This is a genomic window from Arthrobacter sp. NyZ413, from assembly GCF_049390645.1.
In the GTDB taxonomy this organism is placed as follows: domain Bacteria; phylum Actinomycetota; class Actinomycetes; order Actinomycetales; family Micrococcaceae; genus Arthrobacter.
The window spans coordinates 1151469-1163370 of the sequence record NZ_CP155434.1; the positions used below are offsets into that span (position 1 = coordinate 1151469).

The following is an 11902-nucleotide window of genomic DNA, read 5'->3' on the forward strand; positions in this document are numbered from 1 at the left end:
CCACAACGGAGGCCCGACAGTCGGGGCAAACCTCCACCTTCAGTAAGGAAACTGAAAAAATGGCTACAGGTATCGTCAAGTGGTTCAACGCTGAAAAGGGCTTCGGCTTCATCTCCCCCGAAGATGGCAGCCAGGACGTTTTCGCTCACTACTCCGCAATCAACTCCTCGGGCTACCGCTCCCTCGAAGAGAACCAGAAGGTTTCCTTCGACGTCGAGCAGGGCCCCAAGGGTCCCCAGGCAGTAAACATCCAGGCTCTCTAAGCTTCGGATTACACAAAAGCAGGGCCGGTTCGTTTGAACCGGCCCTGCTTTTGTCTTTCCTGCTATTCGCAGGCTATGCCGTCGTTATCCCTATCCAAAGCGGCCCGATAGCCCGGCTGACCTCGATAGATAGGTGCCGCCCCGGCAGCTCGTGCAGCTGTGCAGTTCGCGTAGTAGACCGACGACGGCGGTGCGGCCGCCTGCTGTGCAGCAGCTCGTGCGGCGGCTTCTTGGGCAGCTTGTGCCGCAGCGGCTTGCGCGGCTGCCTGAGCGGCCGCTTGCGCAGCCGCGGCATCTGCCGCCGCCTTTGCCGCTGCGGCCTGTTCTGCCGCCGCCCTGTCTGCTGCTGCCTTGTCCGCCGCCGCTTTATCTGCCGCTGCCTTTGCCGCAGCGGCTTGCGCGGCCGCTCGTGCATCGGTGACCTTCTTCGACTCGGACCGTTCCATCCAAACCAAAGCGCCAGCATCGGTCTTCGTGCACACAAACTCCTTCGGAGGGTAGCTCTCCGTTGCGTTTTCAGTTACGCAGGATGTTGATTTCGGTGCTGTCGGTGTTGGTGTAGCCGAAGGAGTGGGTGTCGGCGATGCGGACGCCGAAGTCGATTGCACAGCGGCCGCGTTGGTGTGTGCTGTGCCGGCTCCGCCACAAGCAGCCAGCGAGATCGCCACGGACCCTGATGCAATGACGGCGAAAATCCGGAACATATCCTTGCGCGTTCTTGGAAATCCTTGAAACGCTTTTTTGACCCGGTTTTTTGGCGCAGGTGTATTCATTTATTGCCCCCATGAATATTTTATTTTGATGCAAACACCGCAGATCGCAGCACCCGGAATCCCGCAGGCGGAAGTGTTATCCACATACTTGCAGTGGTCCGTTGACTGTTCGCCCCGTGCATGCTGATTCGAATCTATGTTCTAGTTAATAAAAATAGATTCGAACAAATATCCACATGCAAGAAGTCAGACCTGGAGCCCGGCACTCGGTCCCCGTAGCGTCGAAGCATGAGACCGCCCACCCGGATCCACTCGAGGATTGCTTCTTCCCCCGCCCCAACCCCAACTAGGTGTTTTTCGGGAAATACACCTAGTTGGCTCATCCGCACACCTAGACGGCAAGCAAAACCCCACGTCAGCACACCTAGACGCATGCCCGGGCACACCTAGATTGGCCATTTACGCCTGTGGAGCCCGAAAAGACCTCTTACAGTTCCCCGTGGAAGAGGTCCGTGTGCGGGCCCTGGGGGAATCTGCGGCATCGCTTTGGATATCCGTCCGCCAACGCTCGGTATTGGGCGGGACTCAGTCGAATCGTCTGGACATGGCACCACCCAGGGTCCGGGGACTGCTGGTTTAGCCCATCGAAGGAAGTTGGATCGTGTTCGAACAGGAAGTTCGGCGAACACTGGAATACATCGCTCGCGGAATGGCGGTTCGAATAGTTGCGGCTCCTGGAGGCGGACGCACCACCGTAACGCAGAAAGTCATCGCCGAGTTCGAAAAAGGTGGCGTCACCGTATATTCGATTTCCGGACTGCGCTCACATCGAAGAGTGCCTTTCGGCGGAATTCACAGCCTGGGCCAGGAAATTCGCGTTGGCCAATTGGGAGTGCTCGGCGTGGCCGATGTCCTGGCCAGTCGCCTGACCAAGCCGGGAGAACGTGTCCTCGTCGTGGACGATCTCGAATACGTAGACCCCGAGTCCATCGCTGTCCTTGATGCTGTCCGGCGACGAACGCGGCGTCCGATGATCGTCACCATGACCGAGTCGTCCCTTTACACCAAGGGTCGAGTTCCCCTCCTCGGGCTCGGTCCGGAAGCCAGAGTGCACCTGAACCCATTGCGGTATGAGCAAGTCAACGAGCTCATGACCGAAGTCCTTGGCACCCCGGCGGACGCAGACGCCACAGCGCGGGTCCTTGCAAAGTCCGCCGGGAACCCGCGGCTCATAGTCCGTATCGCGGAGACAGCGGCCCTGAGCGGACTCCTTGCCCGCAGGGATGGTCAGTGGCATATGACCAACGACACCTTGTGGAACGAACACCTTCACAGCACCGTTGAGTCCCTGCTTGAAGGACTCGAAGCCGATGAACTCACAGGGCTTCAGACCATGGCGATAGCGGGGACTGCCTCAATCGATGTCCTTCAACAGGTCATCAAACCGGATGTCCTGGACCGGCTGGAACAGCGCGGCTTCATTTCCGTGATCGATAGCGGGCACAACGACATCTCACTAGCCATCACGCCTCCGGTCATCTCCGACTACTTCCGGGGCGAGCGGATGCTCACTACGCGACGCGTGCTGGCCAACCGAATCACGCGCACCCTCAGTGCCGAGCCGCAGGAATCCAACGCAAGCGCAAGCTCCGGTGATTCACTGACGCGCGTCCTGGCCGCACTCCGTGTGGAACGGAGCTCGGGGGACGCAGCCACCGCTCGTCACTTTCACGAACAAACCGCCATTTTGGAACGGCACCGCTTCGAATTGTGGGATGCGGACAGATCGGTATCGAATGCTGCCGCCTTGCTGCGGGTCTATTGGGGTTCCCCGATTGATGCATCGCGGATTGAGCAGGTCCTGACGAGCACGCCCACGGCAGATGGTGACTCGGGCGAACTCTTGTTCTTCGCGATCTCAAAAGCACTTTGGGCTATTTACTCCGGTAAAGGCCTGGACCATGCAGCCGCGGTGCTTAGGAGCTTCGCGAAGGAGCATCCCCGACGCTCGGCGGAAGCTGATGCCTTTGAACTATTCATTAACGCCTCCTATGACAGGATGCCGCAGGACCTTGACCAGGTGCTTGAGCGACTCCACGAGCGCAGGCCTGGAAGCAGTGTCATCGCAAGCGTCCAAGCAATTCTGGAGCTCTACCGATTCAATCCCACCGGAGCGCTCGCCGCCGTCGAATCTTCGCGTGATCCAGGGATAAACCCCGGAATCGAACCATTCATTCGGGGAATGGCCATGTTCAGTCTGGGCAGATTCGAGGACGCAGTCGTCCTGGCCCTCGACAAACGTGCGGAGGCGCGGCGCGACCTCGATCAATTCGGAGTGGTGTCAAGCACCTATGTAGCCGCCCATGCCCTTTCCTATGGCGGCTATTTGGACGAGGCCGACTACTTGATGGGCAGCGTCTTTGCCATGGGGCGGCCGGGCTTCCTGATGGACTCCCTGTACGACGCAATGCTCAGGCTTGCGGGACTCAGGACAGCTGCGTCCACAATCGAGCCCACCATTACGCTGGCTACCCAGGCACGACGCCAAACTGAAGAAGCCGGTCCGCTGCCCGGAATGGGAAAGGGCGTTTACAACCTGGTCGCGGGACGGCCGCTCGTTCCCGCCGTCTTCGATCGGCAGGCCGCGTACCTGGTCAAGGGGCAACTGCAGCGAGGCTACGTGCTTGAAGCCGCGCAATCAGCCCTGTTTCTGACCTGCTTGCTGCCTGGGCGCAAAACGCTGGACCTCCTTCGAGAAGCCCTTCGGGACCACTCAATCACCGCTCACGAACAACTGCTGGAAATTGCCGCCACGGTCGTGAAGGAAGACCACCAATCGCTCGACGCGCTCCTTAAGAAATACAAGCCCGACGCCGATCTCTACCACGTCCGGATGCTCCTTCGGGGAGCCTTCAAACGGTACGCCTTCGTCGACGACTCCATTGGCGCGGCTGCCATGGAACGTGCCTATCTATTGTTTTCCGCCCGTTTTCCGTCGTCCGTTGAGCCTCTGGCCTTCAATTCGGGCAGCTACTCACCGCTGACTGTCCGCGAAATTGAGGTAGCTGCCTTAGCCGGCCATCGCACAAATCCGGAAATCGCGGAGCACCTAGGGCTCAGCATCAGGACCGTCGAGAACCACATTTCCAACGCACTTCGGAAGACGGGCAGCCCGACTCGAAGTGCCCTGTTCGAACTCGTCCGTGATTCGTTGCCCTTCCGTTGATGCAGGTTCGTAGGTGTGCGAACAAACCCTGATCTGTGAGTGGGGCCCTCTCACCACCTAGTGTCGCGTGTCGTTAATAGCTAGACGTTTAGGTGTTTGGGAGGATTGGTTATGGCCAATCGTCCTGCTGCTGCCCTGGGTCTTCGTGATGGTGATTTTGAGGCGTTGAATCGCCTGTCCAGGTCCTCGGCGGGACGGGCGGGACTCGCCCAGCGGGCGCGGATCGTGCTGCTGGCCGCGGAGGGTCTGTCGAACACCGTGATCGCCGAGCGTGTCGGGGCGACACGGACGACGGTCATAGGGTGGCGCAGCCGGTACGAGTCCGCAGGGATTGCCGGACTGCATGATCAGGACCGCCCGGGGCGTCCGCGGCGGGTGGATCACCGGGACATCGTGGCGGCGACGCTGGTGGCGCCGCCGAAGAAGTATGGTGTCACGCACTGGTCCTCGCGTCTGCTGGCCGGGCATCTGGGCATCGGGAACGCCACGGTGGCCCGGGCCTGGCGGGAGTATGGGGTGCAGCCCTGGAGGAGCGGGACGTTCAAGTTCTCCACCGATCCGGAACTCGTCGCGAAGGTCACCGACGTTGTGGGCCTGTACCTGGCACCGCCGGAGAACGCCGTGGTGCTCTGCGTTGACGAAAAAAGCCAGATTCAGGCATTGGACCGCACGGCCCCGATGCTGCCGATGCAGCCGCACCAGATCGAGCGGCGCACGCACGACTACACCCGCCACGGCACCACTACGCTGTTCGCGGCACTCGAAACGGCCACCGGCCAGGTCACGGCTGCGGTGAAGCCCCGGCACCGGCGCCAGGAGTTCCTGTCCTTCCTGCGCCAGATTGACCGCACGTATCCCGGAAAGGAACTGCACCTGATCATGGACAACTACGCCACGCACAAGACCCCCGAAGTCAAGGCATGGCTTGCGGCCCATCCCCGCTTCACCGTCCACTTCACTCCTACCTCGGGATCCTGGCTGAATCTCGTCGAAGTCTGGTTCGGCATCATCGACCGGCAGGCCATCCGGCGCGGCGTCTTCACAAGCGTCAAAGACCTCAACCAGAAAATCCGCCAATTCATCACCGGCTGGAACGACCGATGCCACCCGTTCGTCTGGACCAAAACCCCCGAACAAATCCTCGCAAAAGCCAACCGCTTAACTACTTCAGAAACGCGACACTAGTGGGGGCGTTTTTACCACTCAAAAGGGGTTGAACCACCACTCAACGGGTCCTCGCCGAACATAGTCTCCTCATGGTTGCACGGCGTCATATGGGGGAAACGCTCCAGTTCCTTTGCCGATGCACTGCCCCTCGAACCTGCCGGCAACGGGCCGGCATATCGTGAAAGGAACCATTTTGAAGACAAACCTTAGCTCGGGCCGCAAGCGCACATTCCTGGCAGGAGGCGCACTCCTGGGTGTGACCGCACTGCTGACCGCGGCCTCGTTCACGGACTTCGCCAACCTCAACTTCGGCAATGGCGCGGCTGATTCCGGCTTCGGCGGAAACAACCGATTCAACATCCAGGTTGTCGGTACGGACTCGAGTGGCCTGCCGGTGGCGGGAACCTGGCAGGAAGCCAACAGCGCGAATGGCGTGAACATCAAGATTCCGGGTGCTGACCTGATCACCCCGGGCGACACCGTTTCGGTCAACATCCCGTTCCGCAACGAAAGCCCGGAGCTCAGCGCAGCAATCACCTTCTCGCTCAAGGACCGGGCCGGTTACACCTCCAGCCCCGCTCTGGACGCTGCACTCCGCTACACCGTGACGCTTGACGGCACTGCGCTCGTTACCAACGTACCGAAGTCGTCCGTGGATGCCCTGAACTTGGGTACCTTCGCCAAGGGCGGTTCGGGAGTCCTCGGCGTGAGCGTCACCCTTCCGGACCAAGGCAGCCCGGCGGCCAACAACGCGATGCAGGGCCTCGTTTCCTACGTTCAGGCACACTTCGACGCGACTTCCGTCAAGCCGTAGTACATGAACGGCTGGTGGAGGCTCCTCTCGAGCCTCCACCAGCAACACCGCTTGCCTGAGCAGGCCGAGAGCTGGATCCACGAAGGACAGAAAAAGTATGAGGACAAAACCCCGCGGTCGAATGCGGATAGCGCTTGCAACCGGGTCCCTGGTTGCCGCGGGCGCTCTCATCACAGCCGCCACATTTACGGACTACGCCGACGTCGACGTCAAGCTTGACGGTTCCCGGAACGCTTTCGACATCGTCACGGCAGGAAAAGTTGACCGCACCTGGCTACCCGGCGACGCCGACTGGGTCCAAGGCAATCCAAATGCTTACAGGGTGTCTTTGACCAGTGATAACAGCGGTTACCTCATGGCCCCCGGAAGCGCCGTGGACCTGCGGATCGCGGCTAAAAACAACAGCCCTCGTCTTTCCGGGCTTCTGAGCCTCAGGATCCTGGACCCTCAACCGCGCCACGATGCCAAAGACCCAGTCACTGGGACGTACCTCGAACTTTTTGACCAGCTTGTCTTCACCGTGGCCGATGGAGGCACGGTCCTTCTTGATCGTGTCCCGGCCGACCGCCTGACAAGCATCAGTTGGCCGGATCCGATCAAGGCTGGAGAACACAAAGTGCTGGACGTCAGGATCGAGATGCCCTCAACCGTGGACAACCGCTGGCAGCAGGCTTCGACCGATATCCAGTTCAATTTTGAAGCGGTGAACCTGTGATGACGAGTCGATTCAAGGCAACTGGACGTAAACGCGTCGCACTCGCGGTAGGAGCCGTCACGCTGGCTTGCGGCCTGGGCATTACCGCCGCTGCGTACACTGACTTTGCTGTGGTCAACCTCGGGACTGGCGCCGCGAATTCCGGCATCGGAAATCCCAACAAGTTCGATATCGCAGTAAAAGACGCCGGCGGGGTCCTTCGCGATGCTGATTCCAAGGCGACAGCCGTCGTGCTACCGCTTACCTCAGGCACGGAATTCTCCGAGACCAAAGCGGTCCAATTCGACACCACCGTAGTAAACCGTCAGCCAGGCATCATCGGCGACCTCACAGTTTCGCTGTACGATCCCGATCCCCAGGCCAACGACCTTTTCGGCGGCCTTCTCTTTACTGTCTACCTGGACGGCTCCACGACGCCAGCCATTGCGAATGCCACAGCAACGCAGGTCAACCAGGCGGCCTTGCGTTTCACGGACGTTGCTCCGGGACAAGAACACTCCGTCAAACTTTCCGTCCTTCTGGCCAAAAACAGCGCGTCAACGGCAACCGGCAAGTTCACCCAGTTGGGCGTACTGACCAATGGAGAAAGCAAATGATCGCACTGCGCAAGGGCCGGGCGCTCATCGGCCTTATCGGAGCAGGAATGCTGGTCCTCCTGCAGTCCGCAGGAGCATCTGCCGTCACGTCTGACTTGATCAACACCAACCCAACATCCATCGCGATCGACGCGCCCGCGCCCGGCGAGACCCAGACTTGGAAGATGTCCGTCAGCAATGCGGCCGATTCGGCGCTGCCGCTTGGGCTTGAGATCACGGGGTCTTCGGACGTCCTTTTCTCCGGGGCCACGCCGATGGAAATCAGCGTAAAAACGCTTGACGGCGGCACGGTTGTCGAGCGGGTTCCCGTCGGAAAGATGCTTGGAAAATCGTTGCAACTGCCTGAACTTCAGGTTGGCAAGACGTACGACCTCGTTGGTTCGGTGACTTTGCCGAGGGAAGCCGGCAATTCATATCAGGGAGCCAGCGGCAACCTTAAGTTCCGTTTCGTCACCAGCCTCGACAAGCCCGACGTCAACCCGGCACCACCCTACTCAGGACCAAATCTTGCCAATACCGGCATGAATAACCTGCTTCCCATAACGATCGCGGCCGTCGCGCTGCTTGTCATCGGCCTTGGCGTCGTGGTCCTTCGTCGAAAGAGCTCCTCACATGAGTAACCTTCCATTCCTTCGCCGCCGAGAGTACCTCGCCGCAACCGGCTTGTTCGGCCTCAGCGCGATCTTCGGCTCAGCCGTGACCGTGGCACCCACAAGCGCTGCCTACAAAGACCAGACCCACGCACGATCTGAGGCAGTTCCCGCAGCAGCGGCGCCTCCTTTCATGGTCGGCCTTGCTCGCAACGTACGCATGGTGGACACCGGCCTTGGTGTGGGCGTCGACGGAAACGCTTACGTCTGGGGCCGCACTGACTACTTCATTAATGCCGGCGCTCCGGATCCTGGTCCGTTCAAAGCACCACAGAAGGTCGCCGGCATTCCTGACGGCACCGTCCGACAGGTCACTGGACAGATTTACAACGCCAACGCGCTTGACGCGAACGGCACGGTATGGGGTTGGGGCTTCTACGACTTCCGTGACGGAACCGACGCCGCCAAGCCTGGCAACAACGCGAAGCAGCTTCGGATCAACTCCGCCTGGAATGGTGGCGGTGCCATTCTGGACAAAATCATCACGATTTCATCCACGGAATACGCCGGTGCGGGCATCAGGAGCGATGGCACTATTTGGCATTGGGGCGCGCCGACCGGGTACGGAGGCAATGCCGGAGTCGGAGCGAGCCAGGTCATGGGGATGCCCGATCCCGCCGTGCCGGGAAACCGACCCATCTACCTCAAGGGTGCCTACACGAACTTCTTCGTCATCCTCGAGAACGGGGACGTGTATTACTGGGGCGGCATTGGCGGGAACAGCCTTCCATCGGGACTCCTCAACTCGGATGCCAGCCCTCGCCTAGTGGCTCCCTTGTCGCCGTGGTTCCAGCGCAACGTCGCGCCAGGTGCCCCGTACATCGTGGCCGTCGACGGCGGTATCAACATGGGCGGAGCGCTACTGTCAAATGGGCAAATGGTGAGCTGGGGTGGCAACACTACGCGGATCGGCGGCCGCGCCACAGTCAACGCGACCACGCCGGGCGTTACACCAACGCTCTCAAACATCACATCGATGCAGTTCGGCTTTACCGGTGTGGCCATGATGAACAACGCCGGAGAGTTGTGGGGCTACGGTGCGAGCGATGATTACGGACGCTTCCCGCAGATACCAACTCGTATCGATACGAATGTCGTTCAGTACGGTTCAGGCCAAGGCTTCTACCTCTGGCAAAAGACAGACGGAACGTTCTGGGGCCGTGGCTACGACCCAGCGGGCTCGATAGGTATGCCGACCGGTCAGATCAACACAAGCCGACTGGTCTCCTGGAACCTCGGAATGGTGAAGCTATGAGGAAGTTGATGAAGAATCCAATCAAGACCTTCGGTGACGTACGGAAAGCCGGTCGGGTGAAGCTGGTCCTCACTGCAGGTGTCCTCGTGGCCGCGACGGTAGCCGTTACTGGAGCAACGTCAACCGACTTCGCCCGCCTGAACTTCGTCGGGGCCACGTTGGTTGAGTCGCCGCGGTTCGACATTGGGATTGTGCGGGCCGACGGAACTGTTGAACAGGCAGACAAGGACGGCGGCTTTGACTGGGCCGTCGCCGGTGCAAGCGACCTGGTGCCCGGCAAGTCAGTGTCCACCACTATCCCGGTCTTCAACAACACCTACAACCTCAAAGCCGATACGAGCTTTCAGGTGGTCTTGCGGAACGGCGATGGCCGAGTGGCGCCAGGTGTTCCGATCATCCTTCCTTTCCTTCGATTTACTGCAACCGACGAGACCAACAAGGTGATCTTCACCGATGTCACCTGGGACCAAGCCAAGGGCGCTTTGGGGGTCATGGAGCCAAGGTGGGGCGCCGTCCTCAACAACGGTGAACAGTTCACTCCCGCAGCGTCGGGCTCCGCGAAGAAGCTCAATCTGACCATCAAGTACATCGACGGTCCGGGCGTCGAAAACTACAACGGCGGACAAGCTGCATTATCTGTTCGCTTCGACGCTGTATCAGCCGCGCCGTGACCCTTCCTGACGTCATGCGGGAAGAAGAAGGCATGCCAGTCGACGCAACAGGGCAGGCGAAAAGACGCGAAATGAGGGAAACCCGCTCCACAAGGACGCGTCGAGCCAAGACCGCATCTTGGGTCAACACTGCGGCAGCAAAGGACCCCGTCCATCCCGCAATGAGGATTTACGCAGCGTTCCGGTCGACCGTCATGACGATCGGGGCGATTATCGGCGTCGCATCAATTCTGACCTTTGGAGTGTCGCTCCTTTTCGGAGTTCGGCCACTCGTGGTCGTTTCAGGTTCCATGGAACCCACCATCCCGGTGGGCGCTGTGGTCTTTACAGCGCAGACACCGGCCGGCGACATCAAGGATGGCACGATTGTCACCGTAGATCGGCCGCGGAACCTGGGTTTGGTCACGCACCGTTTGATGAAGTCCGTTGAGACGGAACCCGGCACGTACGAATACACCCTCAAGGGAGACGCCAACTCGAAGGACGATCCCGAGCCCTACAAGGTCAAGACTGCAGGCAAGTATGTTTGGCACGTTGTTGGGCTCGGCTACCTCGCCGAATTCCTGCAATCCAGGAACGGAATGATCGTGGGGATCGGATGCGGCCTGGCCCTTTTTGCTTTGTTCATAGCAGACCCCGATCGGATGGCGAGCCGGCGAAGCAAACGGAACGAAGAGGCTGATCCGGAAGGGGCAGAGCATGCGACTCAACAGGAGACCCATGGAACGCATTCGTGAATGGATTGTCCAGCGTGGTCTTTCCCAAGTTAGCGGGAAAAGGAGTAGGTCGCAGAACGCCGCTGCCAAACCGTCAATCGCACTCATCCACTTCGCAGATCGTTTCACCGCTACCACAGGTGAAACCATCGCCTTCACGGCGTGGATGCTTAACGATTCGAGGGAGACCCTGACCGGGGTCTCCCTCATTGAGCGTTCTTTCACGAACGCGAACCTCGAGAACCTCAGCTACGACACCGGCCCCCATTCCGAGGAACTCAGAAGGGGAAGCTTGGAACCGGGAGAGAGCGCGGAACTTCACTTCAGCTATGTTGTCCGCGAAGAGGACGTCATTCACCGCGGCGAGATCGTCAACGCGCTGCAAGTACGCGCCGTCTCTTCAGCGGGCGTGATTTGGGACGAATGCGACGCTACCGTCCAGCTCTATCCCAAAAAGCTCGGCAATAGCAGGGAGAACGGCCATATCACGCCTCTGCTCGACGTCATCTAAAATTCCTCGAGCATGTTGTCCTTAGATTACGAATTGGTGCCATTTCGAGCGCCTGGCGTCATAGATCTCTCCGCGATCCAGGCGCCAGGCGTCCGCCATTTTCCGGACAATAAACCTCAGCTTCGACTTTGGCCGGACCATTTGCAGATAACGAAATGTCACTTCCCCGGGCACGGACTTCTCCAGCTGGATGACATCACGATCGGCGTCGTAGGTTGGCGGATAACCAATTCCGTTTGAGTCCAATCGCCGACGGTCACCCCTGCCGCGCACCAAGTGCCGCTCGAAAATTCGTGCAAGTTCACGTCGGGCATCTTCCAACTCATCCACTGCGGGCCTGCGGTATTCCAGCAGCGGCGCAATCACTGAGTAATTCTTCATCTCCCAGTGGTGCATGGCGTCAACGAATTCCACGAACGCCCGCACGGCGGGATCATTTGACTTGCTTCGGACATCAATGGCGATCAACTTCAAAATACCTCTCCAAGTTTCCCGTTGAAACTAAGGAATACGGTAGGTGCGCCTCCGCCGATTAGGTGTCCATATCAGTTCGATTGAGTGGTGGAAATCGGCGGATTAGGTGTTCAGGCCCTTTTTGCAGCCCG

At 59.6% G+C, this 11902-nt stretch carries 13 protein-coding genes; 11 read left to right on the forward strand and 2 right to left on the reverse strand.

All coding sequences use genetic code 11. The annotated features are described in order from the left end of the window. The first annotated feature begins 59 nt into the window (after positions 1-59). On the forward strand, positions 60-263 hold the full coding sequence (gene cspE / locus ABCW42_RS05490; protein WP_423183901.1) for a transcription antiterminator/RNA stability regulator CspE: 204 nt from the start codon (positions 60-62) through the stop codon (positions 261-263). A 62-nt stretch (positions 264-325) separates the two neighbouring features. Here the strand turns inward: cspE and ABCW42_RS05495 are convergent, their stop codons facing one another. Next, on the reverse strand, positions 326-745 hold the full coding sequence (locus ABCW42_RS05495; protein WP_423183902.1) for an excalibur calcium-binding domain-containing protein: 420 nt from the start codon (positions 743-745) through the stop codon (positions 326-328). Between the two features lie 892 nt (positions 746-1637). Between ABCW42_RS05495 and ABCW42_RS05500 the strand changes: the two genes are divergently transcribed. The 10 genes from ABCW42_RS05500 to ABCW42_RS05545 all read left to right on the forward strand — a co-directional run bounded on the left by ABCW42_RS05500 (position 1638) and on the right by ABCW42_RS05545 (position 11297). Next, on the forward strand, positions 1638-4202 hold the full coding sequence (locus ABCW42_RS05500) for a LuxR C-terminal-related transcriptional regulator (protein WP_423183903.1): 2565 nt from the start codon (positions 1638-1640) through the stop codon (positions 4200-4202). 111 nt (positions 4203-4313) lie between these two features. Then, the gene (locus ABCW42_RS05505; RefSeq protein WP_133207180.1) at positions 4314-5387 is read left to right on the forward strand and encodes an IS630 family transposase; all 1074 of its coding nucleotides are present in this window, start codon (positions 4314-4316) and stop codon (positions 5385-5387) included. A gap of 175 nt (positions 5388-5562) precedes the next feature. Further along, entirely contained in the window at positions 5563-6183 is a 621-nt protein-coding gene (locus tag ABCW42_RS05510; protein ID WP_423183904.1) for a hypothetical protein, read from the forward strand. A gap of 97 nt (positions 6184-6280) precedes the next feature. Further along, positions 6281-6898: a hypothetical protein gene (locus ABCW42_RS05515; protein ID WP_423183905.1), complete on the forward strand. Its 618-nt coding sequence runs from the start codon at positions 6281-6283 to the stop codon at positions 6896-6898. Continuing rightward, the gene (locus tag ABCW42_RS05520; protein WP_423183906.1) at positions 6898-7494 is read left to right on the forward strand and encodes a hypothetical protein; all 597 of its coding nucleotides are present in this window, start codon (positions 6898-6900) and stop codon (positions 7492-7494) included. The genes ABCW42_RS05515 and ABCW42_RS05520 overlap by 1 nt, the downstream gene beginning before the upstream one ends. Then, positions 7491-8114, forward strand: coding sequence for an LPXTG cell wall anchor domain-containing protein (locus tag ABCW42_RS05525; protein ID WP_423183907.1), 624 nt, complete (start codon positions 7491-7493; stop codon positions 8112-8114). Before ABCW42_RS05520 ends, ABCW42_RS05525 begins: the two co-directional genes overlap by 4 nt. Continuing rightward, the gene (locus ABCW42_RS05530; protein ID WP_423183908.1) at positions 8107-9399 is read left to right on the forward strand and encodes a hypothetical protein; all 1293 of its coding nucleotides are present in this window, start codon (positions 8107-8109) and stop codon (positions 9397-9399) included. The genes ABCW42_RS05525 and ABCW42_RS05530 overlap by 8 nt, the downstream gene beginning before the upstream one ends. A gap of 8 nt (positions 9400-9407) precedes the next feature. Further along, a complete protein-coding gene (locus tag ABCW42_RS05535; protein ID WP_423183909.1) occupies positions 9408-10070 on the forward strand; it encodes a hypothetical protein in 663 nt (220 codons plus the stop codon). Between the two features lie 71 nt (positions 10071-10141). After that, complete coding sequence (locus ABCW42_RS05540) at positions 10142-10807, forward strand: signal peptidase I (RefSeq protein WP_423183910.1); 666 nt, start codon at positions 10142-10144, stop codon at positions 10805-10807. Continuing rightward, positions 10791-11297 carry a DUF7507 domain-containing protein gene (locus ABCW42_RS05545; RefSeq protein ID WP_423183911.1) on the forward strand — a complete coding sequence of 169 codons (507 nt, stop codon included), beginning with the start codon at positions 10791-10793 and terminating at the stop codon, positions 11295-11297. The genes ABCW42_RS05540 and ABCW42_RS05545 overlap by 17 nt, the downstream gene beginning before the upstream one ends. A 21-nt stretch (positions 11298-11318) precedes the next feature. Here the strand turns inward: ABCW42_RS05545 and ABCW42_RS05550 are convergent, their stop codons facing one another. Beyond that, positions 11319-11771 carry an NTF2 fold immunity protein gene (locus tag ABCW42_RS05550; protein WP_423183912.1) on the reverse strand — a complete coding sequence of 151 codons (453 nt, stop codon included), beginning with the start codon at positions 11769-11771 and terminating at the stop codon, positions 11319-11321. Between the last annotated feature and the right edge of the window lie 131 nt (positions 11772-11902).